At 42.9% G+C, this 26,082-nt stretch carries 20 protein-coding genes; 14 read left to right on the top strand and 6 right to left on the bottom strand.

Features of this window, described 5'->3' with window-relative positions:
- Positions 1 to 2 precede the first annotated feature (2 nt).
- On the bottom strand, positions 3 to 3,185 hold the full coding sequence (locus tag EAH55_RS15635; RefSeq protein WP_208644859.1) for a SusC/RagA family TonB-linked outer membrane protein: 3,183 nt from the start codon (positions 3,183 to 3,185) through the stop codon (positions 3 to 5).
- Between the two features lie 365 nt (positions 3,186 to 3,550).
- A complete protein-coding gene (locus EAH55_RS15630; protein ID WP_121810480.1) occupies positions 3,551 to 5,209 on the bottom strand; it encodes a L,D-transpeptidase family protein in 1,659 nt (552 codons plus the stop codon).
- Between the two features lie 480 nt (positions 5,210 to 5,689).
- Between EAH55_RS15630 and EAH55_RS15625 the strand changes: the two genes are divergently transcribed.
- Complete coding sequence (locus EAH55_RS15625; protein ID WP_112571776.1) at positions 5,690 to 6,334, top strand: redoxin domain-containing protein; 645 nt, start codon at positions 5,690 to 5,692, stop codon at positions 6,332 to 6,334.
- A gap of 77 nt (positions 6,335 to 6,411) precedes the next feature.
- Here EAH55_RS15625 and EAH55_RS15620 read toward each other — a convergent pair whose 3' ends face one another.
- The 4 genes from EAH55_RS15620 to EAH55_RS15605 all read right to left on the bottom strand — a co-directional run bounded on the left by EAH55_RS15620 (position 6,412) and on the right by EAH55_RS15605 (position 9,878).
- Positions 6,412 to 7,962, bottom strand: coding sequence for an alpha-N-arabinofuranosidase (locus tag EAH55_RS15620; RefSeq protein ID WP_121810479.1), 1,551 nt, complete (start codon positions 7,960 to 7,962; stop codon positions 6,412 to 6,414).
- A 322-nt stretch (positions 7,963 to 8,284) separates the two neighbouring features.
- Entirely contained in the window at positions 8,285 to 8,869 is a 585-nt protein-coding gene (locus tag EAH55_RS15615) for a TlpA family protein disulfide reductase (protein ID WP_121810478.1), read from the bottom strand.
- Positions 8,870 to 8,905: 36 nt separating this feature from the next.
- The gene (locus tag EAH55_RS15610; RefSeq protein ID WP_121810477.1) at positions 8,906 to 9,316 is read right to left on the bottom strand and encodes a DUF6691 family protein; all 411 of its coding nucleotides are present in this window, start codon (positions 9,314 to 9,316) and stop codon (positions 8,906 to 8,908) included.
- 1 nt (position 9,317) lies between these two features.
- Entirely contained in the window at positions 9,318 to 9,878 is a 561-nt protein-coding gene (locus EAH55_RS15605; protein ID WP_244228218.1) for a YeeE/YedE family protein, read from the bottom strand.
- Between the two features lie 165 nt (positions 9,879 to 10,043).
- On the opposite strand from EAH55_RS15605, the gene EAH55_RS15600 reads away from it, so the two are divergent.
- The 13 genes from EAH55_RS15600 to eat all read left to right on the top strand — a co-directional run bounded on the left by EAH55_RS15600 (position 10,044) and on the right by eat (position 26,019).
- Entirely contained in the window at positions 10,044 to 10,598 is a 555-nt protein-coding gene (locus tag EAH55_RS15600) for a hypothetical protein (RefSeq protein ID WP_121810475.1), read from the top strand.
- 267 nt (positions 10,599 to 10,865) lie between these two features.
- Complete coding sequence (locus EAH55_RS15595) at positions 10,866 to 11,789, top strand: transporter (RefSeq protein WP_208644858.1); 924 nt, start codon at positions 10,866 to 10,868, stop codon at positions 11,787 to 11,789.
- Between the two features lie 30 nt (positions 11,790 to 11,819).
- Positions 11,820 to 13,376 (top strand): phosphatase PAP2 family protein, encoded by a 1,557-nt coding sequence (locus tag EAH55_RS15590; RefSeq protein WP_121810914.1) that lies wholly within the window; start codon positions 11,820 to 11,822, stop codon positions 13,374 to 13,376.
- A gap of 29 nt (positions 13,377 to 13,405) precedes the next feature.
- Complete coding sequence (locus tag EAH55_RS15585) at positions 13,406 to 14,221, top strand: hypothetical protein (protein WP_121810474.1); 816 nt, start codon at positions 13,406 to 13,408, stop codon at positions 14,219 to 14,221.
- Positions 14,222 to 14,329: 108 nt separating this feature from the next.
- Positions 14,330 to 15,436, top strand: a complete 1,107-nt coding sequence (locus EAH55_RS15580; protein WP_162996896.1) for a hypothetical protein — start codon at positions 14,330 to 14,332, stop codon at positions 15,434 to 15,436.
- A gap of 88 nt (positions 15,437 to 15,524) precedes the next feature.
- The gene (locus EAH55_RS15575; protein ID WP_112571762.1) at positions 15,525 to 16,601 is read left to right on the top strand and encodes a hypothetical protein; all 1,077 of its coding nucleotides are present in this window, start codon (positions 15,525 to 15,527) and stop codon (positions 16,599 to 16,601) included.
- A 106-nt stretch (positions 16,602 to 16,707) separates the two neighbouring features.
- Positions 16,708 to 17,172, top strand: a complete 465-nt coding sequence (locus EAH55_RS15570) for a RidA family protein (RefSeq protein ID WP_112572265.1) — start codon at positions 16,708 to 16,710, stop codon at positions 17,170 to 17,172.
- A gap of 99 nt (positions 17,173 to 17,271) precedes the next feature.
- Complete coding sequence (locus EAH55_RS15565; RefSeq protein ID WP_121810473.1) at positions 17,272 to 18,384, top strand: D-TA family PLP-dependent enzyme; 1,113 nt, start codon at positions 17,272 to 17,274, stop codon at positions 18,382 to 18,384.
- 15 nt (positions 18,385 to 18,399) lie between these two features.
- Complete coding sequence (locus EAH55_RS15560; RefSeq protein WP_121810472.1) at positions 18,400 to 19,470, top strand: dipeptidase; 1,071 nt, start codon at positions 18,400 to 18,402, stop codon at positions 19,468 to 19,470.
- A 248-nt stretch (positions 19,471 to 19,718) separates the two neighbouring features.
- Complete coding sequence (locus tag EAH55_RS15555; protein WP_121810471.1) at positions 19,719 to 22,319, top strand: MGH1-like glycoside hydrolase domain-containing protein; 2,601 nt, start codon at positions 19,719 to 19,721, stop codon at positions 22,317 to 22,319.
- Between the two features lie 73 nt (positions 22,320 to 22,392).
- Positions 22,393 to 22,995 carry a Pycsar system effector family protein gene (locus EAH55_RS15550; RefSeq protein ID WP_121810470.1) on the top strand — a complete coding sequence of 201 codons (603 nt, stop codon included), beginning with the start codon at positions 22,393 to 22,395 and terminating at the stop codon, positions 22,993 to 22,995.
- 475 nt (positions 22,996 to 23,470) lie between these two features.
- Positions 23,471 to 24,400 carry a sugar phosphate isomerase/epimerase family protein gene (locus EAH55_RS15545; protein ID WP_121810469.1) on the top strand — a complete coding sequence of 310 codons (930 nt, stop codon included), beginning with the start codon at positions 23,471 to 23,473 and terminating at the stop codon, positions 24,398 to 24,400.
- Between the two features lie 269 nt (positions 24,401 to 24,669).
- Positions 24,670 to 26,019: an ethanolamine permease gene (gene eat / locus EAH55_RS15540; protein ID WP_121810468.1), complete on the top strand. Its 1,350-nt coding sequence runs from the start codon at positions 24,670 to 24,672 to the stop codon at positions 26,017 to 26,019.
- Positions 26,020 to 26,082 lie beyond the last annotated feature (63 nt).

Here is a 26,082-nt window from a genome sequence, read left to right as displayed (position 1 = left end):
TGTTATTTTTTAAGTTTAAAGTTAACATTTATACCGTAGGTACGTGTGCTTGGTAAGCTGGTACCTTCAATACCTGCATAAGCTACGCTGTTAGCAAAGCCCGATTCAGGATCGATGTTGTTGGTATGTTTCATAATTGTCCAAAGGTTACGACCTACCGCTGAAATAGTTACACCGCTAAATGGAGTGCCGGTAAGGAAGCCTCTGGTAAATGTATAACCTAAAGTAACCTGGCGTAATTTGATGAAGCTGCCATCAAGCACGTTAAGTGCTGATACCCTTTGCGCTAAAGCCTGGTAGTAAACCTCTGCCTCAACTGATTTGGTATTTTTTTGGCCGTCTTCAGTTACACCGTCACCCACTACACCACCTTCACGACCAACCAAAGTTGCTTTGTTTAAACCGCGGTACATGCTATAGTAGTTGGTTGCTGATAACACTTTATTGCCAAACCTGTAATCAACCAGGAATGATAAGTTGATGTGTTTGTAGCTGAAATCGTTATTAAAACCACCGTAAATTTTCGGAACGGTTGTGCCGTGGGCCCTGCGCACTCCATCTGATTCAGGTAAGCCGTTTGCATCAAAAATGATTTGACCTGAAGCATTACGTTTGTAATCGGTAGCCATAACTTGTGGGCCAGGTAAGCCAACCACAAATGCAAGGTTAGCATTTAATGGCCTGTAAGTACCTAAACCTTGAGTTGTCATAGCATCATCAGTTTTCAATACCTTGTTTTTAACATAGGTGAAGTTTATTGATGGTGACCATGAGAATGATGAAGTTTGAACTGGTGTGCCTTTTAACTCAACCTCAATACCATTGTTCTGGAATGACTGGGTACCGATGTAACGGGTGTTATAACCTGTAGCTACGTCCAATGAACCTTTAAGGATTTCGTTTTTGGTTTTGCGGTGGAAATAAGCCACATCTAAACCAGCACGACCGTTAAAGAATTTCATTTCGGTACCAACCTCAGTTTCTGTTAAAGTAAATGGTTTCAGGAAGTAGTTTGGAAGATCGCCTGAAAAACCGCCTGTAACTACACCATTAACAGGGTTGTTGATGTTATAGTACTGTTGAGTGATGTATTTATCAGTTGGCTCACCGCTGGTTTGTGCATATGAAACGCGAAGTTTACCAAAGTCAAGAGCAGGCCAGTGTGTAAATTCAGAGAAGATAAAGCTTGCAGATGCTGAAGGTGCAAACAGCCCACCATTACCTTTAACAACTACCGGATATAGGGTAGAGTAGGTGTCATAACGACCGCTGGTGCTTAACACTAAGTAATTTTTAAGTGAAAAGTCTGCAGTATAATAAGCTGAATGAACTTCTGATTGATTGAAGGTATAGCTTGCCGCATTTTTAGTTTGCAGGTTTGAATAGCTATAGAAGTAAGGCAAAATAAACGGACCGCCGCTTAAGCTGGTATAAGTATAGCTGTTTTTGCGGATGTTACCACCACCTGTAAAATCAAATGATAACAGGTCTTTCACAATGTCATGCTTTACACCAAATAATACGTCGTAGTTTAATTCGTATTGTTGTGCGGTTGATTGCTCATCTAAACCACCCGCAGCATTGCTTGAATAAGCAGTACCGGTAGGGGTTACTTTGAAGCGGCTATCGTTAATGTTGTCATAACCGATACGGCCTTGTAAATAAATCCATTTTGTGAAATCATAACGGGCAGTTAATGATGAAATTAAACGTTTCCTGCCGGTGTTATTGATGAAGTTATTTGCAGCAAAGTAAGGGTTGGTAACGTAAATGTCATTGTTCCACTGTTGCTCGGCACCAGAAGCGGTTGTACCTGGGCTTAATGCAGCTTGGTCTTCGTTGGCGGCAAGGAACAGTACGTTGTTAGGGTTACCCGGACCATCACTCAAGCTTGGCCTGTTTTTAGAGTTTTCAACCAGGTAGTTAGCAACAACAGCAATGTTCAACTTATCGGTAACGTTTTGATTAGCGTTTAAGTTGAAGGTTTTCCTGTCTAAATTACTGTTTGGCACAATTGAATTAGCATGTGCATCAGATAATGATAACCTGAAAGCGCCTGTTTCATTACCACCGTCAAATGATACGGTATTGGTGAAGGTGTTGCCTGTACGGTAAAAATCAAGATAATTGCTCTTGTTTGAATATGGGTACATTTTACCATCAAACTGGATTGTTGGTTGACCGTCCAGTTTTTCGCCCCAGCCTAAGTTACCGGTTGATATGGCAGCAGCTACGTTAGCCGGCCTTACACCATGCTCGCCCTGGCCATATTGAGTTTGGAAATCTTCGTAGTTGATAGGTTTGTCGGCCTGATAGTTGCTGTTAACCTCAACACCAAAACCAGAGTTCTTTTTACCACCTTTGGTAGTGATCAAAATAACACCGTTAGCTGCGCGGGCACCGTACAAAGCTGAAGCCGATTGACCTTTAAGTACGGTCATGGTTTCAACATCATCCGGGTTAATGTTAGCGATACCATCGCCATAATCAGCGCCGCCCCATTCGCCTGATGTACCACGTGAAGAGTTATCCATTGGTACACCGTTGATAACAAATAACGGAGAACCTGCAGATCCGCTGGTTACACCACGTAATAAGATACGTGCCGAAGAACCCGGACCGCCGCTTACACCGCTGATGCTTACACCCGCTACGCGACCTTCTAATGAGTAAGCAATGTTTGATTCTTTAGCTTTGTCAAGCAGGTCGCCTTTAACTGTTGTTACTGCGTAACCTAACTTTTTCTCTTCTTTTTTAATACCTAAAGCCGTTACCACAACCTCGTTCAGGTTAGTATTTGAGTTTAAGGTAATTGTTATTGTTGATTTACCTCCCACGGCAACATCTTTGGTGCCGTAACCAATATAGCTTACGGTTAATACGGCATTGGGCTGCACATCAAGTGTAAAGTTACCGTTTGCATCCGTTTGGGTACCAGTGGTAGTACCTTTAATTCTGATGCTTACGCCTACAAGCGCTTCGCCTTTTTCGTCAACTACCTTACCGGTAAGCTTGGCGAAGTTTAAATTAAAATTGTAGTTTGATTTGGCATTTGCTTTTGGCGCTTCAGCAGCCGAAGCCTGCATGTTCAAGAGCACCATACCTGCAAGGGCAAATTTACACAGGTTAAGGGATTTTGATACCCATGGCCTGTGTACACCCACCGGGTGTTTGAAAAATTTCATATTTTATTGAATTTAAAGGGAGTTAATAGCGAAGCACCCTGGAAAGCACTACGCAGTTATAAACATTCAAAAATCTTTTTTCGGGGCAGTAAATTCCCTCCGGGTAATTATTGCCAGTAGTGGGGAGAGTAAGCTTTTTTTACATAGGCATCAGTTTTCCTGGGTTTATTAATAATGTCATATAGTTTGGTTAATGAATCACCGTGCCAAAGGGAAAAATGTTCCTTTGTAGGGAGCACAAGGGTGATTTAAAGTGAGGACAATTAAATTTTAGCGATTGCCTACAAACCCGTAAAAAATATTTTACAATTATTAATTACCAGTATTTTAAACTGCTGCAAGAAGTAATAAGAAGAAAATGAGATTTAATATTGTCCAGTGCCCGACATAATCATGGATGCAAGCTGGTCATCACGGTCATAAATATCTTTGCGGAAATTCAGAAGATTATTCCTGTCGGTGAAGGCCGTAAAGTAAGCTATAAATACGGGTAGCTTTTTCTTAAGCTTTACTACCTGCTCTTTGCCTAAATGCATCGCTTTATTAATTCGGGGCGCTGTCCATGTGCTATCGTAGTTTAACACAAATGATGCAAGTTTGGCCGGCTCGCCAACGCGGATGCAACCATGGCTAAAAGCGCGTGACGATTCGCCGAAAAGCGATCTTGAAGGAGTGTCGTGGAGATATATATTATAGCTATTGGGAAACAGGAATTTAACCAGCCCCAATGAGTTTGAAGGCCCCGGTTTTTGCTGAATTATCGGTAGTCCATTTTCTTTGCCGGCCATAACCATATTATGTTCATTAAGATAATTATGGTTGCTTCTTATGGCCGGAAGTACTTCGGCACGGACAATGCTTTCGGGTACATTCCAGTAGGGGCTGAAAACCACATATTGCATCTCGCCATAAAAAATAACTGTTTGATGTACCTTTTGGCCAACTACTACATTGCAGCTCCATAAAAGGCTGTCGCCACGGTAAACATGCAGCTTAAACTCCGGGATATTAACTGCAAGATATTCGCTGTTTAAGCTTACCGGCAGCCAGCGGCAGCGCTCCATGTTTACTATGATCTGTTTGATCCTCGATTTAAGCGGAACATTCATTTCAGCAATGGTTCCGGGGCCGGGTAAGCCATCGGCGCTGAGGCCGTGCCTTTGCTGAAATTGGGTTATCGCGGTTTTAAGCTCATCATCAAAGATGTTGCTTAGCGTATCACCCTTAAAATCTTCCAGTTTATAAAGTCTTGTTTTTATTAGTGCAACTACAGCAGATGAGTCACCTGGTTTAAGTTTTTTGCTGATCTTGATTGGTTCCCAGCTTTCATGAGCATCAAGCGCACGGTATTTGGCCAGGAAGTTTTTCAGCAAGTCGTATTGACGATACACCGGCTCATTTATAGTAGTTGATTCTTTTGACGTTTTTTTAAGTAATGTATCCAGGTAATCATCATAAGCTATTTTTTTGCGTGGAAGAAACCAGTTTACCGCGCGGCTAACAGAATCGCTCATACCCCGGAAAGCCACTTTTGAAAACGCGAAGTATTGCGCCGTGAGCATTAATTCGGTACCAACGTCGGGCTTTTTAATTTTTGATTTGGAGTGACTATCAAATATCAGCGAGTCTAAATCTTTTTGGTAGGGGATACCTTTATATATACCTTCATTTTGCAGGTTCATTAACCTGTCGTTCAGGTTGCCTGCCTGTTCAATGAGTATACCTTTTTCATACCAGGCATAAGCAAATTTACGCTTGCGGTAAAAATTCCTGAGATCCTGCTCATATGGGGTCAAATCAGGATGTTTTTGCAGAAAGGTAACAATCTGTGCACTGTCAAATACCAACTCTGTTTGATTACTAAAGTTACCCGGAATGGTTTTGGTCCACTCCTTAGCCATTTTCTTTTTAAGGGAGTCGGCTTTTAAGGTATGATGTTTTTTGCTGCCGTTTTTACAGTTAGATAGGGCTAAAACGCTTAAAATAAGGAGTATGATATACTGTGGTTTTAGCCTGTTCTGCATAGTTAATTTATTGGTTATACGGAACGCAAATTACAAGGTTTTGTTTTAATAGGGACGGGGGTGGCAAATATCAGCCCGCTAAAAAGAGAGGAAATAATATTTTTAATAAATTCTACTAAGTTTATAGATATTATAGTATATTTGTTGCGTAACATTCAAAAATACATGACGGGCAATAATTTAATCATCGACAACAAGTACATATCGGCTCAAGATAGGAGCGGGATGTATATGCCCGTGTGTTGCTGCTGTTGAGATCCTCTCCGCGTTACTCAAGCTCAATTAAAATTACTGACCTCACTATATAATTAAAAGAATTTTATGAACCCATCCCACAACAAACAAATAAGCAATAGTGCTCCGCCGGCCTTGCTGATACGTTACAGGGTAATTTATGGATTATGCCGCTGTTGTTGATTTATTAAAACTCAACTACAAATACCTTAAAACATTATCCATAACATCATAAAACTATTTAAAATGCAAACTACAAATCACAATAAATATCCTTTTTTCGATCTGCTTGAAGTTGTTGCCGACCCCGATCTTAATTTTCGTAAAATAAAATCGTTGCACCCGGTTAAGGCAGGCAATTTTGTGCCGGAGTTTAAGCTAAGCAATGATTATAGCCGCTGGCAGCAATTTTACAATGGTGCCGAAACTCACGGGGCTATCTCTCAAAGGAATTTATTGAGTAAGCCGCTGGTGATCTCTTTTTTCTCGCACCATTGGGGGCAACAAGGCTTAGCGCAGCTTAAACAATTGAATGCTCTTCAGCATGAAGTTAAAGCAAGCGGGGGCAACCTGCTTATCATCACCGATGGTCAGGCGGAGGAACTTGAAAAATGGGCCTGGGAGCAAAGTCTAACGCTTAATTTTTATCACGATGCCAATAATGAAATAGCAAAACAATTTAGGGTATATTCTGATGATTACCCTGTATGGGACCGCTTTTCGGGCATCGATGAAAACGCGCCCTTATTGGCTACTTATATTATCGAGCCATCAAAACAGGTTATTTACAGCCACATCGACTGGGATTTCCTGGGAACTTTTTCTGCTGAGGATATTATTAGTGCAGTATATGAATCGGCACTGATCAGCAATAGCCGCAGATCGGCATAAGAAAAATGTATAAAGATCTTATCATAAAAACGGCCGGGCAATTTGCCCGGCCGTTTGCTTTTTAGGGAAAAGGGTGTTTATTTTAATTCAAGTGTTACTACAGATTTTGCAGGCAGACTTACCACCAGTTTGTCGCCGTCTTTTTTAGCGCCGCTGAAAGTGCTCAGGTGGATCTTGTTAGTATCTTTAAATGTATTCACATCAGTTAAATTAGCCGAAGTTAATACCTGGCCGCTAACAGTTTGCCATTTTACATCGCTAAGGCCGGTTGTAATGGTGATAGTATTATGCGGATCAAGGTTTACTAATGAGATATGTACTTTGCCTGATGCATCCTGTGAGGCAGAAGCATTTACCGCTTCAATCTTTTTACCATCAACTTCATAATCAGGTACACTTAGTTTAATAGGCAGGTATTTGGCATCCTGGTGCACCTTATACATGTCAAACACATGGTAAGTGGGTGTAAGCACCATTTTTTCTTTATCGGTTAATATTAATGCCTGCAATACGTTGATGGTTTGTGCAAGCGCGGCCATTCTAACACGATCGCTGTGGTTGTTAAATATATTGAGCGTTGTGCCGGCTATCAAAGCATCGCGTAAGCTGTTTTGCTGATAAAGGAAACCCGGATTTGTGCCTGGTTCAGGATCTGTCCAAACGCCCCATTCGTCAACAACAAGTGCTACCTTTTTTTCAGGATCGTATTTGTCCATAATGGCCGAGTGCTTGGTAACCAGCTCTTCCATTTTTAGGCAGTTAACCATGGTGCCAAAATATTCTTTCTCGCTAAAATCAGTCGCCGAACCTTTTTTGCCCCAGTTGCCGGTTGGTATAGTATAATAATGTAATGATAAACCCGACATCATCCAGTTGGGGATGTTTTTCATACAAACCTCTGTCCAGTGGTAATCGTCGGAGTTTGGTCCGCTGGCTATTTTTTTAAGTCTGGCGCCCGGGTAATCTTTCGCGAATGAAGCATAGCGTTTAAATAAGTCGGTGTAATATTCGGGTGTCATGTTACCACCGCAACCCCAGCTCTCGTTACCTACACCCCAAAATGTTACTTTATAAGGGGCCGGATGACCATTCTTTTTACGTAGCTGTACCACGGTGCTGGTACTGTTTGAGTTAAGGTATTCAATCCATTTAGACATTTCGTCAACGGTGCCACTGCCTACGTTACCGGCAATGTAAGGCTCACAACCCAATAAATCGCATAATTCCAAAAACTCGTGTGTGCCAAAGCTGTTATCCTCAGTAATGCCGCCCCAGTTGGTGTTTACCATGCGCGGGCGTTCGGTTGCTGGACCAATACCATCGCGCCAGTGATACTCATCGGCAAAGCAGCCGCCTGGCCAGCGCAGGTTAGGGATCTTTATCTTTTTGAGGGCATCAACAATATCAAGCCTGATACGGTCTTGCTTTTTTACGGGCAGGGTTTTATCAACCCAGAAACCACCATAAATGCCATGGCCAAGGTGCTCGGCAAACTGACCGTAAATATGTTTGCTGATAGTTGTTTTTGAATCGGTACTGATATTAAGTGTACCTGTTTGCCCGTAGGATGCCGAGCTCAATAAAGACAAAGCGATAACGCCGAGTTGTAAAAACGGGTTCTTTTTCATTGAAACTTAGGATTTAACTGATTGTACAGTAAAGAAAAGAAAAATTTGTTAATAAGTGTTAAAATAACAATAAAAATATCTGAACCATGATTGGCTTGATTTAAGGATTTCTTGAATTATAAGCATGTTGGAAACCAAGCCGGTGGCTAATCTGTCAGATTCGAGTTATCAGGAAATCCTTAAATCAGCCTAATCAAGGCTTTTTGTTAAAGACATTCAGTAATAAAGGAACTAACCACTTTCTTTAATTTATAAGTTTGTAGGAAATAAAATAGTTGATTATCTCGCAAGATGAGTATCATCAGGAAATCCTTTAATCAGGCTAATCAAGGTTCTTAATAAACTCTTCAAATTTCTCACTACTGTAATCAGCTGCTCCAGAGTGTTTGTAAACAAGCTTAGCATTCTTATCAAATACCAATGTAGTAGGGATAGTGCCATCGAGCAACGATTCGGGCACATTGCTGATCTGGTTGTATAAAGGCATATCGTAGCCGTTTTTGAGCATAAATGCTTTGGCTTTGGGGAAGTCATTATCTACATCCACTAACAGGAAGGCTACTTTAGGATCGTTTTTGAATTTTTTATAAAGCTCATTTACTCTCGGCATTTCGGCTATGCAGGGCGGGCACCAGGTAGCCCAGTAATTTATGAATACCACTTTAGATTTTAAAGAGCTTAACGATGTGATATTGCCGTTGGCGTCCTTAAATTGTATGTCGGGAACATTGGCAGGCGTTTCGCTATGTTTTGCATAGCCTTCCGGATCGGGCTGGAAAAGACCTAATGACATTAAGCCCCTGATCAGGTAACCTTTGGCATTGGGGTTAAAAATAACCAGCAGCGCCAGCGCCATGATCAGGATACTGAAAATGTTTGAAACCGATATCTTTTTTGGTGAGATCATAGTATCTAAAAGCTTAGTTGTTTAGGCAAGAGTAATTTAATGCGGCAATTTTTCCCTTAGCAGCCCATAAACCCATGTTCCTAAAATAGCGCTCAATAATGTAACCGAAGTAACCAAAAATCCGCTCCCGATTTGCGCAAATAACGGACCGGGACATGCGCCGGTAATTGCCCAGCCTAAACCGAATATCAGCCCGCCATACACGTTGCCCCAGTTAAATTTCTTGTTGGGGATAGCAATGGGCTCGCCGGAAAGAGTTTTGATCTTAAAGCGTTTAATGATCATGACAGAAATTATCCCAACAATAATAGCGCTACCTATAATGCCGTACATATGAAATGATTGCAGCCTGAACATCTCCTGGATCCTGAACCAGGAAATCACTTCTGATTTTACCAGCACTATGCCAAAAAGCAGGCCCGCAAAAAGGTATTTGATGTTGCGCATATTATAGGTGTAAAAGGTAAGGTAAAATAAACCAGGTCATGATAAAACCGCCCGCCATAAAGCAGCAGGTAGCCACCAGCGATGGCCATTGCAGGTTTGAAATACCCATAATAGCATGGCCTGATGTACAGCCACCGGCGTAACGGGTACCGAAGCCAACTAAAAATCCGCCTATTACCATAAAAACAAAACCTCTTAAAGTAAGCAGTTCATCGAAACTGAAGATATCCTTCGGCAGTAAACCGTTAAAATCCTTAACACCCTGTTGCTGTAATAGCGCATGCGTTTGCGGATTGATTTCAACCTCGTGATTGGCAGATAGAAATTGCGCGGCTATGAAGCCCCCTAAAACAATCCCGGCAACAAAAAACAGGTTCCAGCTTTCCTTTTTCCAGTCGTACTTAAAAAATGAAATATTAGCCGGAATGCAGGCTGCACATATGTGCCTTAATGAAGAGGATATTCCAAAAGTTTTATTACCGATGATGAGCAGGGCAGGTACAACAAGGCCAATCAGCGGTCCGGCCACGTACCACGGCCAGGGTTTGGTTATCAGATCCATAATTTACAGATTACTTATCCTGCAAATATAGCTGATGTAAATTGGCAAAATATTAATTGCGTTCCGTTGTAATTGTGATTTATACAATTTTACATTTTATTTGTTTTAACAATATTGTTACATATATTTACTGTTGATTATATACCCGAACAATAATTTCTTTTGGTGAAAAAGCTTATAGCGATACTGTTATTAAATGTGCATCTGTTCAATTTGGGCGGATACAATTTGGTATTTCAGTATTTTATTCATCAATCTGAAGCGCAAATTGTAAAAGAGATCTACGAAAACAAGGTTGATGCTACCAAGCTTGTTGAAATTAAGATTCCGGTACATCTTCCCAAGATCCACAGCTGGAACGGTTATGTGCATGACCAGGGACAACTCCAGTTAAAAGGCGTTTACTACAATTACCTGCGTTACAAGGTTACGCAGGATACCATGTCGTTTATTTGTATAGCCAACAGCGTTAAAACCCGTTTGGTTAATGCAAACCTCATTATTGCCAAGGAAATAAGTGACGTGCCACTGAGCAAAAAAGGTGCGCATGATTCATCACAAAAGAAAATAAGCGCTGGCGGCGAATACAGCTTCCAGGTTATGCATTATCAATTTTTATCCTATGGAAGGAAGTTAACGGTAAAACCGAACCCTATATCCTACCATGTAAATTCACCCTTCATCGAGTCGCCCGGCAAACCGCCTAACTCTGCCTGCTGATTATTGCCTGTAAATTATGAGTTAAATTGATTTGTGTGCCTGTATTTTAAGGATACAAACCGTTTTTTATCATTTGGCTGTTTAACCAGCGCGCCGCCGTGCGTGGCCGATTGCTGTTGTACAGTTTCTTTTTTACGGCTTTGATCATGTTCCTTAATGCTGATGTGTTGTCAATTACTTGGTAATCAAGATTGATAGCACCCAACCGGCTTGTTCAACCATTTTACAATTAGTTATTACCCTTATTATTTAAACGTAATGAAATTTATGTCGCTGTATTTTTACAGATGTTGTATTGTTGTTTCTTTTTTATTAGCTGTAACACAATGTGCCAAAGCGCAAACCGATGCTGACGCGTTGATGATCCCTAAAAATTATTTTTGTGCTGCCGCAGTATACACCCATGGGAGTTGGGACCATTACTGGGAAGGTACATTTAAACGGGATAATCAAAACTTAGGTACCGTTAGCACCAATGTTTACAGTTTGGGCGGTAACTACGGTCTTTCAAATCGCATAAATCTCTTGTTTATGGTTCCGTATATAACCACAAATGCATCTGCAGGTACTTTACGTGGCGAAAAGTCATTTCAGGATCTTGCGGTTACATTTAAGTGGATGGCAGTAAAAGAGGAGATAGGCCGTGGCTTATTCAGCGTTCACGCTATTGCTACCGGTACTTTGCCTTTAGCCAATTACGAAGCTGATTATTTGCCTTTGTCTGTAGGTTTACATAGCAAAAGCGTTGCGTTACGTGCATTGCTTAACTACCAGACAGGCAGGTTTTTCGTGGCAGGTTCTGGCCAGTACATCCGCCGTGACAACATTACCATCGACAGAAATTCATACTACACCACCGAGATGCATTACACCAATGAGGTGCAGTTGCCAAACGCTACCAACTTTATGTTTAGCAGCGGCTACCGCAGTCTTAAGTTTAATGCCGAGGCTACATTTACCAAAATTACAAGCACAAGCGGTTTTGATATCCGCAAAAACGATATGCCGTTTCCAAGTAACCGCATGAACAGTACAGCTGTTGGTTTGATACTTAAGTATAGCTTCCAATCAATAAGCGGACTTGAGTTTACCGCAGGTGGTAACTATGTTTTAGACGGGCGTAACGTAGGGCAAACCCGTTCGGGCTTTGCAGGTGTGTATTACGTGTTTAGCACAAAAAAGGAGAAGTAATAAGAGGTTGGACAACAAATGATCAATGAAATGAAAAAAACTATACTTAATATATTTACAATCACGGCACTGGCAGCGGTAACTTTTAGCTCATGCCGAAAGGATATTTTAGACCGCACATCGCTATACCCCGCGCTTAAACCCTCAAATCTGGACCTTACTGCCGATACCTGGAAACCGGTGCTGGTTACAGATTTTAGTACCTTAAACGTGGCTACGCCTGATGCTTTAACATCGCCAGCCTATGTGGCCGATTTAAATGAGATCAAGGCACTGCAGAAAAACCTGAGCAGTGATCAACAGGCAAAAATTCAATACTGGAGCGCCGGCTCGGTATTAAGGTGGAATGAGATTTTGCGCGAACTTGTAGCTAAGCACAATGTGCCGCCATATCAAAACGCCGACGGTACTTATCCGGCGCCAAACTCGGCTAATCCGTTCAATTATCCGGAGTTCCCATTTTCAAACCCGCCTTATGCCGCGCGTGCTTACGCTTACGTAAGTGCTGCCCAGTATGATGCTTTGGTTGCAGCATGGCACTTCAAAAATACTTACAAACGCACTGCACCATATAAAAATGATTCGGGTGTTAAAGCGCTGATCCCGGCATCTGATCTGCCTTCATATCCATGTGAAGACGCTGTTGTATCTGGTGCTACATCTGAGATCATGAAGCTGCTTTTCCCAACCGAGATTGCTTACATACAAAGCAAAGTTGACGAAGAAAGGTTGTACAGAATATCCTCAGGTGCAAATACCCGTGGTGAGTTTACAGCCGGCGAATCGTTAGGCAGGCAGGTTGCTTTACTATTTGCAACCCGCGCCCGTAATGATCGTGCAGGTAAAGCTATCGGTACCCCTGATATCTGGAAAAGCTTTGAAACAGTTACCGCAGCAAAAGGCGAACAATTTTGGGTGAGCCTGGAAACCCCCAAAAGACCGCCGATGTTGCCATTGTTTTCAAAAGTTACCCCATTTCTGTTTGATTCGGCTACTGTAGTTGCCATCAGGCCACCGGCGCCGTATGCAACTAATTCGCCTGAGTTTAAAAAGGAAACGGAAGAGGTGCTTTCATTCAGCAAAGACCACAGCCGTGATCATGAGGAACTGGTTGCTTTTTGGGCTGATGGTGTTGGTACTTATACGCCAGCCGGTCACTGGAACGCCATTGCCGCAGATGAATTTGTAAAACAAAACTACAGTGAAGTGCGCTGGGCGCGTAACTTTGCCTTATTGAACATGGCCGAAATGGATGCTGCTATTGTGTGCTGGGATACAAAGTATTTTTACTTTAACCAACGCCCGTCGCAAGCTAACCCTAATATCAAAACCTTAACCGGTGTGCCAAACTTTCCGGCCTATACATCTGGCCACTCTAACTTTAGTGGTGCGGCATCAACTGTGTTAACTTATTTATTGCCTGATAGGGGAAGTAAATTTACCGATATGGCGCACGCGGCGGCTATGTCAAGGTTGTACGGAGCCATTCACTATCGCAGTGATTGCGAAGTTGGTTTAACAACCGGAAATAAAGTTGGCCAATACGCGGTTAACAGGGGTAAGGCAGATGGTGCCGACGCAAAATAAAAGGATGTTGAATTGAGGACGAATAAACAATGCGCAGCTTAACAAACGATCAAAAAATATATTATACACTTCGCCTGGCAGTAGCCATGTGCTTTATCGGGCATGGCGCTTTTGGAATAATCACCAAACAGATCTGGTGTAACTATTTCGGCGTATTTGGGATAGGTAAAGAGATGGCCTATACCCTGATGCCTTATGTTGGTACTGTTGATATATTGATGGGTATATCTATGCTGGTTTATCCAACCCGCGCTGTAGCCGCATGGCTGATAGTTTGGGGATTGGCCACGGCATCTATGCGACCTTTATCGGGAGAGCCTTTTGCTGAATTCATCGAACGCGCCGGCAACTACGGAGCACCATTTGTATTGCTGTTGTTGCAGGGCGGGTTCAAAATCGGGAAAAGGCAATGGTTTGCCCGTATGGATGATCATGTAAATATCAACACCGATACTTTAGCCAAAGTTATCACCTGTTTAAGGGTATTTGCCTTTATGCTGCTGATAGGTCACGGCTGGCTTAACCTGATTCAAAAACAAGGCTTGCTAAACCAATACCATGCACTTGGTTTTGCCGATCCGGCTAAAACGGCACAGGTGGTTGGCTTGTTTGAGGTGTTGGCTGCTGCGATGGTGCTTATTCGTCCTTTTAAAAATATACTACTCGTTTTTATCATATGGAAAATATCCAGCGAGCTCTTTTATCCCAAATATGAAATGTTTGAGTGGATAGAGCGGGGTGGGAGCTATGGTGTGCTGCTGGCCTTGTGGTTTGCGGTTAAAAAAGCACCGGCTGGATATATACTTTGGCCTTTTAAACAAACATCACATTTAAAAGTAAGCTAAGTCAACAAAACATATCAAAATCTTATGGTGCAGGGTGAAAAATTACCCTGCCTTGTAAACCTATTATCTGAACAATCGCAAATGCATACAAATACTACTACTAACTCTATGAAAAAATTTATACTGAAACTTACTTACGTTACTACGATCATCATATTTGCAGGCTTTGCAAAAGCAAATGCGCAAGGCTGTGTTGCTATCAGAAGTACGGGCGGCTTATGTACTATGGATGAACACCCGGATAGTATTACCAGCAGCGGCAGCTGGCTGTTGAATAGTAACAACCGTTACTTTCGCTCATATAAACATTTTGTTGGTACCAAAGAGCAAAAACAACGTATTGAGCAGGGAACAAATGTTATCAATCATTCTTATACCCAGGATTTAACACTGACACGTGTTTTTAATAACCGCTGGTCGTTTGCGGTTGACTTGCCGATACTGGACAACAGCCGCTCATCATTATATGAGCACGGTGGTAAAGAACGCCTGCAAACCCATTCATTTGGTTTGGGCGATGTGCGCTTAACTGCATATGCCTGGTTATTAAACCCTGCAAAAGCCCGCCGTGGTAATATTCAGGTTGGTTTGGGACTAAAGCTGCCAACAGGAAATTACAATTACCAGGATTATTTTTACCATACAGCGGCCAACGATGGCAAAACGCTTGGTCCTGTTGATCAGTCTATCCAGTTGGGTGATGGCGGTACAGGCATTACTACCGAGATCAATACATACTACAATTTTACGCAGCGTTTTGGCTTATACGGCGGTTTTTATTATCTGATTAGCCCAAGGGAGCAAAACGGTGTATCATCGGCCCGTGGCAGTGTACCAAGCTCCAAAGCCGTTGCTAACGGAAGCGATGTAATGAGCGTGCCGGATCAGGTAATGATCCGCGGTGGCGCGAGCTATGGTATCAGCAAGTTTGATTTCTCTGCAGGTGTACGTTATGAATGCCTACCGGTTCATGACCTTGTAGGTGGCAGCAATGGTTTCCGCAGGCCAGGGTATATCATTTCGGCTGAGCCCGGTGTTACTTACCGTGTTAAATCATTTTCAATTTATGCCTTTGTACCTGTAGCGTTAAAACGCGACCGTACGCAAAGTGTGCCGGATAAAATTTCGACCAGTTTAACCGGTGTTTATACCCAGGGCGATGCCGCATTTGCGGATTACGCCATTAACGTAGGAGTAACTTTTAGAATTAAATAGTGAATTGGTTTTGTTTAAGCCGGGGGTGAGATCTCCGGCTTTATTTAACCTTCGATTACAAACTGCAATTACATATAAACAACATATTATGAAACATACTTTACAAATTCTTTTTTGCACAGCTATATGTGGCCTGTTTACCTATACCAGCGCCCATGCCCAGGGTTGCGTTGCTATAAAAGGTGATGGTCCTTTTACCAATATGGAACACACTACTCAGGATACCTCATACAAAGGCTGGGAACTTACCGCTTCATGGCGTTATTTTAAATCGTTCCGCCACTTTAAGGGTACCGATGAGCAAAAGCAACGTCAGGTTATAGGTAACGAGGTAATTAATCACCAACATACTATCGATATCAACCTCACCCGTAATTTTAACCAGTATTGGTCGGTTTCGGTAGGTATACCTTACCTGGTAAATACCCGTTCATCATTATATGAACATGGTGGTAAAGAGCGTCATAAATCATACTCTGATGGTATTGGTGATTCACGTATCATCGTTAACCGCTGGCTGTTCGATAGCCGTAAAAGCAATGGTAATATCCAGGTTGGTTTAGGTATTAAGCTTCCTACAGGCGATTTTAACTACAAATCACATTTTTACAATGTTATTCCGTCTGAGCGCCCTGTCGATCAGTCAATCCAGTTAGGCGATGGTGGTTTGGGTATCATTGCTGAGGCAAACGGTTATTTAGGTTTTGGCAGCGGCTTTAGCGGCTACAGCAATTTGTACTACATGAGCAACCCACGCAATATGAATGGGACACGCACTTACCGCGAAACATTGAGCGCAACGCTGGCTAATGAAGCTATTTCAAGCGTACCGGATCAGTACCTGGCACGTGTGGGTGTTAACTACACTATCGCTCATGTATTTACTATTTCGGCAGGTGGCCGGATTGAAGGTATCCCGGTTCATGATTTGATTGGCAAAAGCGATGGCTTCCGTCGTCCGGGGTATATTATTTCTGCCGAGCCTTCACTGAGCTACGCGTTTAAAAGGGTGAATATTTTCGCCAGCGTACCAATCGCGTTAAAACGCGACCGTACACAAAGCGTTACAGATAAAGAAAACTCAATAGCTACCGGTACTTATGTTATCGGCGACGCGGCATTTGCCGACTACGCTATCAATTTTGGTGTGTCGTTTAAATTTTGAGATTATATATTCTACTTAGTTGATTTTGGATAAAGCCGGGAGTGAGATCCCCGGCTTTTTTGTTTTTTATGATACTTTTTTATTTAAAAACAATAGTTTTATGCCCATGAACACTCCCGAAGAAAACTTTGCAGCGCTGGGTTTAAATCTGCCGCCTGCACCAAAGCCACTTGGCGTTTATAAACCATGTTTAGTTGATGGCAAATACCTTTACCTGTCGGGCCATGGCCCTGTGCAGGACGATGCCTCATTGATTATCGGTCGCGTTGGTGATACCGTGAGCCAGGAAGATGGCAAGCTTGCTGCGCAGCAGGTTGGTTTAACCATGCTGGCTACTATTAAAGCCAACATCGGCAGTTTTAATAAAATAAAGCGTGTTATAAAAGTGCTGGGTATGGTTAACTGTACTCCCGAATTTGAAAAACACCCTTTCATTATTAACGGCGCCAGCGAACTTTTTGCTAAAATATGGGGCGAAGAGAATGGTATCGGCGTGCGCAGCGCAGTAGGCATGGGATCACTACCTGATAATATCCCTGTTGAGATTGAAGCACTGTTTGAATTAGAATAAATAATTCGATACGATTTTGTAGAGAAGCAAGTATGCATCTCTACAAAAATTGCCTGGCTTACGACTTACTACTTAACTTAATACTTCCGACTTAAAACCATGACCCCTAACTGGTATACTATACAGGATATTGATAAGCTGGATACCCCGGCGCTGGTTGTTTATCCCAATAGGGTTAAAACAAACATAACCACGCTTACGGGTATGATTGATGATGTTGCCCGTTTGCGCCCGCATGTTAAAACTTATAAAAATGCAGAGGTTATCGGGTTGCTGCTAAATGCAGGTATCCGCAAGTTTAAATGTGCTACCATTGCCGAGGCCGAGTTATTGGCCATGAGCAATGCTTCTGATGTTTTGCTGGCCTATCAGCCCGAAGGGCCAAAACTGCACCGTTTTATCCGGTTGATCCATGCTTATCCCCAAACTCATTTTTCTTGTTTAGTTGATAATTCATCATCGGCTAAGGAGATTTCCGACGCGGCGGTTAGGTTTAAAACCAATATCGATGTATACCTGGATATGAATGTTGGCATGAACCGCACTGGTATAGCTCCGGGCTTTGAAGCGTTACAGCTTTATATGGATTGCGGAGTATTGCCAGGAATTAACCCTGTGGGTTTGCATGCTTATGATGGCCATATTCATGATGTGGATTTACAGAAACGGGCGGATAGGTGCAACTTTGCATTTGATCCTGTGCTTAAATTACAGCAAACCATAAAAAGCAAGGGTTATCCTGAGCCGGTTATAGTTGCGGGTGGATCACCTACTTTTCCTATCCATGCCAAACGAAAATATGTTGAGTGTAGCCCTGGCACATTTGTTTACTGGGACAAAGGATATCAGATGGAGATGCCTGAACAGGATTTTTTACCTGCCGCGCTGGTTGTTACAAGAGTGATTTCACTACCCAGCCCAGGCAAGCTTTGTTTAGATGTGGGGCATAAGTCGATATCGGCCGAGAACGAATTGAGCAAACGTATTTACTTTTTAAACGCGCCTGCGCTTTACCCGGTAAGTCAAAGCGAAGAGCATTTGGTAGTTGAAGCCGGCGCTAATCATCAATACAAGGTGGGCGATGTGCTTTATGGCATTCCGCACCATGTTTGTCCTACGGTAGCGCTTTATGAGCGCGTTTATACTATTGAGAACGAAAATATTAGCGGCGAATGGCTGAATAAAGCCCGCGACCGCAAGATCACCATTTAAATCTCCCCCGAAACCATGTTTGTTATAGATGCCCATTTGGATTTAAGCATGAACGCCCTGGAGTGGAACCGCGACCTTACGCGCCCACTTGCTGAGGTAAATAAACGCGAAGAAGGCTTAACCGATAAGCCAGATCGTGCAAAAGCCGTTGTTACACTGCCCGAATTACGGAAAGGCAATATAGGCCTGGTTGTAGCCACACAGATAGGGCGTTATGTAGCTCCTGATAATCCTTTGCCGGGCTGGCATTCGCCTGAGCAGGCCTGGGCACAAACCCAGGGGCAGGTAGCCTGGTACAAAGCCATGGAAGATGCCGAGGAAATGGTACAGGTGAACGATCTTGCGTCCCTTGAAAAGCACCTGGCGCTTTGGGGCGATGGCGCATCAACTGAAAAGAAACCGGTAGGCTACATTTTAAGTTTGGAAGGTGCAGATTCGATTGTGACGGTTAAACACCTGGAACGGGCTTATAACTACGGTCTCAGGGCCGTTGGCCCGGCGCATTATGGTCCTGGCAGGTATGCACAAGGCACAGATGCTACCGGCTACATGGGGCCAAAAGGGCATGAGCTATTAAAGGAAATGGAGCGCCTGAATATTATCTTGGATGCCACCCATTTATGTGACGATAGTTTTTGGGAGGCGCTTGACCATTTTAACGGTCATGTTTGGGCAAGTCATAATAATTGCCGCGCGCTGGTAAATCATAACCGGCAGTACAGCGACGAAATGATTAAAGTACTGATTGACCGTGGTGCAGTTATTGGTGCAGCGCTTGATGCCTGGATGATGGTGCCGGGTTGGGTGAGGGGAGTATCAACACCTAAAGGTATGAACTGCAATATGGAAGTAATGGTTGATCATATAGATCATATCTGCCAGATAGCCGGTAACGCCCTGCACGTAGGTATGGGTACCGACCTTGATGGAGCCTTTGGTCGTGAGCAATGCCCGTATGACCTGGAAACCATTGCCGATTTGCAAAAAGTTCCTGATCTGCTAAAAAAACGCGGTTATACCGATGAAGATATTCAAAATATGATGCATGGTAACTGGCTACGTTTTTTAAGAAAAGCCTGGGCTTGATCAGTTGGCGGTTCTTAGTTTGCGATTAGCAGTAATATATACGATACTCTGGTCGAAGTTTAGCGATAGTGTAATTTCTACCTAAAACCATGGAAGCGTCCTGCTTCCGTGGTAACTATCTAAGCCTTTATTCCTCTTATTCTTCATAATACAGTAAAACAAATCGCGCGTTACTGTATTTTTACCCAACTAAGCATACTTTGCAAAACACATGCTTTAAATTAGGCGTTGTGCCTAACACTACCCGTATGAATGCAGAACAATCAAGGTTAAAGGACACAGGCTGGAAAAAATGGGGCCCCTACGTAAGTGATCGCCAATGGGGAACCGTACGCGAGGATTATAGTGCCAATGGCGATGCCTGGAACTATATCACCCATGATATGGCCCGTAGCAAGGCTTACCGCTGGGGTGAGGAGGGAATAGCTGGGATCTGCGACAGGCAACAATATCTTTGCTTCGCTATAGCGCTTTGGAATAAAAAAGACCCGATCATTAAAGAACGATACTTCGGTTTAAGTAACCCGGAAGGCAATCATGGTGAGGATGTAAAGGAAATGTACTATTATCTGGATAGTACGCCTACGCACTCGTACATGAAAACCTTGTACAAATACCCGCAAAATGAGTTTCCGTACAGCTGGCTGGTAGATGAAAACAAACGCCGTGGCCGTCAGGACCCGGAGTTTGAGATCATGGACACCGGTATATTTGACCATAACGAATACTTTGATGTTTTTACCGAATATGCCAAAAACGCCCAGGAAGATATCCTCATTAAAATAACCATTCATAACCGGAGTGATCAAGATGCACCGCTGAACGTGATGCCTACCTTGTGGTTTCGCAATACCTGGGGATGGGGGTATGATTCGCGCAAGCCAGATCTTGTAGGATCTTCCGATAAAGTGATCAGTGTTTTTCATAAAGACCTTGGCCAGATGTGGTTACACACCGAAGGTGATGGCCGGCTTTTGTTTTGTGATAATGAAACCAATTCGCGCAGGCTTTATAATTATGATGATGGCCGTAGATATTATAAGGATGGCATAAACGATTATATTGTTCACGGTGCCGATACGGTAAATCCCAAAAACATGGGTACCAAGGCAGCGGTAAACTATGATCTGAATATCCCGGCCGGGAAAAGTGTGAGCCTTCGTCTCCGTTTGTCTGAAGATGCTAATTATAGTTTCGAGGATTTTGACGAGATTTTTGAAGTACGCAAAACGGAAGCCGATCAATTTTACAATGATGTTCACGGTGCTACCATGAACCCTGATCGTAGGCTGATCCAACGGCAGGCTTTTTCTGGGATGTTGTGGAATAAGCAATTTTTTTACACCGATGTGCGCCATTGGCTGAGTGGCGATAAAGGAATGCCGCGCCCGCCTGCTCAACGATTAAATGCCCGTAACAGCAAGTGGACCCACCTTAATACAAGGGACATCGTTTCGATGCCCGATAAATGGGAATACCCTTGGTTTGCCGCCTGGGACCTTGCCTTTCATTGCCTGCCGCTGGCAACCATTGATATGGCTTTTGCCAAAAATCAACTGATTTTGCTCACACGCGACTGGTATATGCACCCTAACGGCCAGTTGCCGGCTTATGAGTGGGATTTTGGCGATGTAAACCCTCCCGTACATGCTATGGCTGTATGGAATGTTTATAAAACGGATAAAGAAAATAACAACGGCAAAGGCGATACCTATTTCCTGGAACGTGTTTTTCATAAACTGATGCTCAATTTTACCTGGTGGGTTAACCGTAAGGACCAATCAGGTAATAATATATTTGAAGGCGGCTTCCTTGGGATGGATAACATTGGTGTTTTTGATCGTAATATGCATTTGCCTTCCGGTCAGCACCTCGAGCAAGCCGATGGCACCAGCTGGATGGCCATGTATTCGCTTAACCTGCTGCGCATTGCTACCGAGCTTACCGAAAACGATAACGCTTATGCCGATATCGCTTCCAAGTTTTTTGAGCACTTCATTTATATTGTTGGGGCGATGTCAAACCTGGGTGAAAATAACGAAGGGTTGTGGGATGATGAAGACGGCTTTTTTTACGATCAGATCCGTTTTCCGGATGATGGTTCGGTAAAAATGCGGGTTAGGAGCATAGTTGGTTTAATCCCGCTGTTTGCTACCGAAGTATTGGACGAAAAGGATATCATGGAAAGCCCGGTATTTAAAGACCGCATGAAATGGTTTGCCGAGAACCGGCCTGATCTAGCGTCGCTGGTTTCACGCTGGAACGAGAAAGGAACCGATGGTAAACACCTGATTAGTTTGTTGCGTGGTTACAGGATGAAATCGCTGCTGAGGTATATGCTTGATGAAAATGAATTTTTGAGCGATTATGGCATCCGTTCGTTGTCCAAATACCACCAGAAACATCCTTATCATGTTTCGGTAAATGGAGTTGAGTTTGGCATATCTTATGTGCCAGGCGAGAGCGACAGCGGTCTTTTTGGAGGCAACAGTAATTGGCGTGGCCCTATCTGGATGCCAATAAACTACCTCATTATCGATAGTCTGCACCGTTTCTACATGTTTTATGGCGATGAGTTTAAAATAGAATGTCCAACCGGATCCGGTAATTTTATGAACCTGAAGGAAGTAGCCAATGAGCTCTATGCCCGCGTTTCTAAACTGTTTATGAAAAACGAAAACGGTGAGCGACCGGTTTACGGTAAAAATCAAAAGCTGCAGAATGATCCGCATTTTAAAGATCATATCCTTTTTTACGAGTTTTTTGACGGTGATACTGGTCTGGGTTTAGGTGCAGCCCACCAAACCGGCTGGACAGGTTTGATTGCTAATTGCTTGTACCTGGAGTAAAGATATCGCTCTTGTATACGTCATTTTGACTTTAAGATATTGATACGAAATAACCTAAATTTATGGGTTTAAAATGAAAGCGATGGCAGACGCCCCGGAAACATTACCGCAAAAGGCTGCGGAGGTAGCTGATATAGATTTAGGCATTGAAACCCTGCTAAAGGTTACTGCCAGTACCGATCAACGCCTGAGTGATATGGCCGACAATAAAGCCCAGATCCTGATCACGGTTAATTCTATCATTATTTCGGCTATTATTAGTTTGGTTCTGCGGAAATTGAAAGATAACTCTTTCCTGGTACTGCCGTCGTATCTGCTGCTTACAGTTAGTTTGGCTACTATGATCCTCGCTATATTGTCTACCCGGCCATCTATACCAAGGGGGAAATTCAGTACCAAAGATATTGATGACAAAAAAGCCAATCTGCTGTTTTTTGGTAATTTTTACCGGATGAAGCTTGATGACTTTGCAGCCGGTATGAAGAATGTACTCCATGATAAAGAATACCTGTACGATAGTCTGATTAAAGATATTCATACACAGGGCGTGGTGCTGGGCCGTAAATACCGTTTGCTCCGGGCTGCCTATAATGTTTTCATGTTCGGGCTTATCATAGCTATTATTACTTTCATTATATCATCAATGGTACACAACAGCCTGCCCGAGATCGTTTGATTTAGGATACGCAAAACTGTTATTTAAACCCATTTCTGCGTTAGGGATAGGAGCGTAAAGCCCGCAGCGTACGTTGGGTTTGTGCACTGGTAAAGCGAGGACTTGCAGCGAATAGCCGGGGCCGGAGGCAACGCCCGTATATATAATTGTAATAAAGGTTATATTCTTAGCAATCTATCTGTGTTGTGTACCTCCGGCACACTAAAAAACTGTCATATCTTAATGCTACAAACCTTTGGCACCTCTGGTGCTAACTGCTAATTTACTAACCATAACATATGTACCGAAAATTAGCTATTATAGTTTGGACGCCATATAACGACGTGAATTTATTTATTACCGACCTTAAGCTTTCAGCATTCTGCTTTTAGCTTAAAAATAAATTATTGTGTAAAAAAGACACAATAAAATTTCTTTGCTCATTTTTAATTAATTAGCTTTACTGTACCAGTTAATTATTAACCATTATCAAAGCATGAATTACAGCAGAAGAAATTTTATTAAAGGCACCGGCGCATTAGTGCTTGGTGGCATGGCTTTATCGGGTAAAGCGGCAAGTTTGTTAAGTAACATGGAGCACCACCCTGTAGGATTACAGTTATTTACCTTTTTTGGCATTATTGATGAAGATGTTAATGGCACGCTAAACAAAATTGCGGCTATAGGCTATAAGGAGTTGGAATCGGCCTTTAGTAAAAAGGGAGGCTATTACGGCATGAAACCTAAAGAGTTTAAAGCTACGGCGAACGACTTAGGGATGAATTGGGTTTCGCACCACGTACTTGGCGCCCCGTTTAAGCTGCCTCCGGGAGCAAAAATGCCTGTTGGCGCCGATGGCAAGCCGATGGTGCTGCCTCCTGTGTTGAACCTGCGCGATAATATGCAGCAAGTAGTTGATGAAGTTGCGGAAGGTGGCGTTAAATACCTGGTTTGCGCCAATTCGCCAACCGCCACACTTGACGAAATAAAATCAACTATTGAAGTACTTAACAAAACCGGGGAAGCGGCTAAAAAAGCTGGCATCCAGTTCGCCTATCATAACCATGATATGGAATTTCACGCGGTTGATGGTAAAGTACCGTATGATTTACTTTTGGGCGAAACCGACGCGAACAATGTAAAAATGGAGCTTGATTTGGCCTGGGCTGTTAAGGCAGGTAAAAATCCGGTAGAGATGTTTAAACAACATCCGGGCCGTTTCCCGCTTTGGCATGTGAAGGATCTGGATGCTGCCAGGCAAAATATCCAGCCTGTAGGCGGTGGTACTATTGATTTTAAACCAATTTTCGCAGCGGCAAAATCAGCAGGGATGAAACACTTTTTCGTGGAACATGATATGCCAAAAGATGCTTTTGCCAGTATTACTGCCAGTATGGGCTATTTGAAGGATAAGCTGATGGTGTAAATGGATTGTAGCTAACTATTGATTGTTTTTATATTAGAACGGCAGCCGGTAAATGAGATTTATCGGCTGTTTTTATTATGTGAGGGTGTTTGTGATTTGTGTTTTTGTGCTGTTTCTAATTTTTGAATTATTTATGATGGGATATTGTTATAAATTACTGTGTTTTATGAAAAAGAACCGCTTAACAATTCCATAACGTTCCGTAATTTTGATTTAACCTGCCATATGAGTAATTTAAGGCGATAAATTATTGTTTATAGCGGCGGTGTATGGCGGAAACTTCTACAGAACATTTAAAAAGGGTTTTAAAACCGATCCATTTATGGGCCATTGCCGTAGGTTTGGTTATTTCGGGCGAGTATTTTGGATGGAATTTAGGATGGGCTGTATCGGGTACAATAGGCCTGTTGATAGCCACGCTGGTTATCACATTAATGTATATCACATTTATTTTTAGTTATACCGAACTCACCGCCTCCATCCCTCATGCCGGCGGTGCTTTTGCATATGCCTACCGGGCAATGGGGCCATTTGGTGGCTTGATTGCCGGTTACGCTACCCTTGTCGATTTCCTGGTAGCCACGCCTGCCGTAGCGGTTTCTTTAGGCAGTTATCTTCATTTTTTATACCCGGCCATTCCCATAACGGAAGCGGCCATGGGGTTTAACGTGTTTTTTATTCTTTTAAACATGCTGGGGGTTAAAGAGTCTGCCACGTTTTCCGTATTCATCACCATACTTGCCGTAGTGGAGCTGGCTCTTTACCTGGGCATTGTTTCGCCTCATTTTAAAATGGATAATTACCTTACTAATCCTATGCCATTTGGATGGGCGGGGGTATTTGCCGCATTACCTTTTGCTGTTTGGTTTTATTTGGCCATTGAGGGTGTTGCCATGGTTGCCGAAGAAGTTGAAAATCCTAAAAGGAACATTCCTCGAGGATATATTTCGGCTATAATAACCCTTGTAGTATTGGCCTTAGGTGTAATGATTATTACCGGCGGACTTACCGATTGGCGCAAACTAAGTCATTTAGATTATCCGCTACCCGAAGCCATCGGCATAGTATTGGGAAAGGGTAACGGCTTAACCAAAATATTTGCCAGCATAGGTTTGTTTGGCCTGATAGCTTCGCTGCACGGGATCATCCTTGCGTCGTCAAGGCAGGTTTTCGCGATGGCACGCAGCGGTTATTTGCCGCGTATGCTGTCAGATATTAACCACAGGTTCCAAACCCCGCATTGGGCGCTGGTGGTGAGCGGAGTGGTAAGTTCTATCTTCATTTATAAATTTAAAACAGATCAGATTATCATGCTATCGGTACTTGGCGCGGTAGTGATGTACATTATGAGCATGCTGAGCCTGTTTATACTGCGCAAAAAGGAGCCCCGTTTAAGCCGGCCATTTTTGGCCCCGGCATACCCGGTTTTCCCGGCAATTGCTTTAGTGATTTGTGTGGTTTGTTTGATAGCAACCATATACTTTAACCCGGATATGAGCCTCATTTTTGGAGGAGGACTGGTAATTGTACTGTTAATTTTTGTAGCGATGGGCAAACATAGAGTTGCCCTAACCGAAGATATGATGAGCGCACCAATAGAAGAAGTCATTAATCATTGAGTCATTAGGTCATTTGCTTATCCGCTTTGTGAATAATGACCGACGACTAATTATATAATGTGA

The organism is Mucilaginibacter kameinonensis (assembly GCF_003675385.1).
In the GTDB taxonomy this organism is placed as follows: Bacteria; Bacteroidota; Bacteroidia; order Sphingobacteriales; family Sphingobacteriaceae; genus Mucilaginibacter; species Mucilaginibacter kameinonensis.
This window is presented reverse-complemented; position numbering and strand designations above follow the sequence as displayed.

What these genes read in the sequence shown, in the direction of transcription:
- EAH55_RS15545 (WP_121810469.1), top strand. Translation starts at nt 23,471, where the DNA reads ATGAATTACAGCAGAAGAAATTTTATTAAAGGCACCGGCGCATTAGTG.
- EAH55_RS15550 (WP_121810470.1), top strand. Translation starts at nt 22,393, where the DNA reads ATGAAAGCGATGGCAGACGCCCCGGAAACATTACCGCAAAAGGCTGCG.
- EAH55_RS15615 (WP_121810478.1), bottom strand. Translation starts at nt 8,869, where the DNA reads ATGATCTCACCAAAAAAGATATCGGTTTCAAACATTTTCAGTATCCTG.
- EAH55_RS15575 (WP_112571762.1), top strand. Translation starts at nt 15,525, where the DNA reads ATGAAACATACTTTACAAATTCTTTTTTGCACAGCTATATGTGGCCTG.
- EAH55_RS15625 (WP_112571776.1), top strand. Translation starts at nt 5,690, where the DNA reads ATGCAAACTACAAATCACAATAAATATCCTTTTTTCGATCTGCTTGAA.
- EAH55_RS15565 (WP_121810473.1), top strand. Translation starts at nt 17,272, where the DNA reads ATGACCCCTAACTGGTATACTATACAGGATATTGATAAGCTGGATACC.
- EAH55_RS15570 (WP_112572265.1), top strand. Translation starts at nt 16,708, where the DNA reads ATGAACACTCCCGAAGAAAACTTTGCAGCGCTGGGTTTAAATCTGCCG.
- EAH55_RS15580 (WP_162996896.1), top strand. Translation starts at nt 14,330, where the DNA reads ATGAAAAAATTTATACTGAAACTTACTTACGTTACTACGATCATCATA.
- EAH55_RS15590 (WP_121810914.1), top strand. Translation starts at nt 11,820, where the DNA reads ATGAAAAAAACTATACTTAATATATTTACAATCACGGCACTGGCAGCG.
- eat (WP_121810468.1), top strand. Translation starts at nt 24,670, where the DNA reads ATGGCGGAAACTTCTACAGAACATTTAAAAAGGGTTTTAAAACCGATC.
- EAH55_RS15555 (WP_121810471.1), top strand. Translation starts at nt 19,719, where the DNA reads ATGAATGCAGAACAATCAAGGTTAAAGGACACAGGCTGGAAAAAATGG.
- EAH55_RS15585 (WP_121810474.1), top strand. Translation starts at nt 13,406, where the DNA reads ATGCGCAGCTTAACAAACGATCAAAAAATATATTATACACTTCGCCTG.
- EAH55_RS15635 (WP_208644859.1), bottom strand. Translation starts at nt 3,185, where the DNA reads ATGAAATTTTTCAAACACCCGGTGGGTGTACACAGGCCATGGGTATCA.
- EAH55_RS15610 (WP_121810477.1), bottom strand. Translation starts at nt 9,316, where the DNA reads ATGCGCAACATCAAATACCTTTTTGCGGGCCTGCTTTTTGGCATAGTG.
- EAH55_RS15560 (WP_121810472.1), top strand. Translation starts at nt 18,400, where the DNA reads ATGTTTGTTATAGATGCCCATTTGGATTTAAGCATGAACGCCCTGGAG.
- EAH55_RS15630 (WP_121810480.1), bottom strand. Translation starts at nt 5,209, where the DNA reads ATGCAGAACAGGCTAAAACCACAGTATATCATACTCCTTATTTTAAGC.
- EAH55_RS15605 (WP_244228218.1), bottom strand. Translation starts at nt 9,878, where the DNA reads ATGGATCTGATAACCAAACCCTGGCCGTGGTACGTGGCCGGACCGCTG.
- EAH55_RS15595 (WP_208644858.1), top strand. Translation starts at nt 10,866, where the DNA reads ATGTCGCTGTATTTTTACAGATGTTGTATTGTTGTTTCTTTTTTATTA.
- EAH55_RS15620 (WP_121810479.1), bottom strand. Translation starts at nt 7,962, where the DNA reads ATGAAAAAGAACCCGTTTTTACAACTCGGCGTTATCGCTTTGTCTTTA.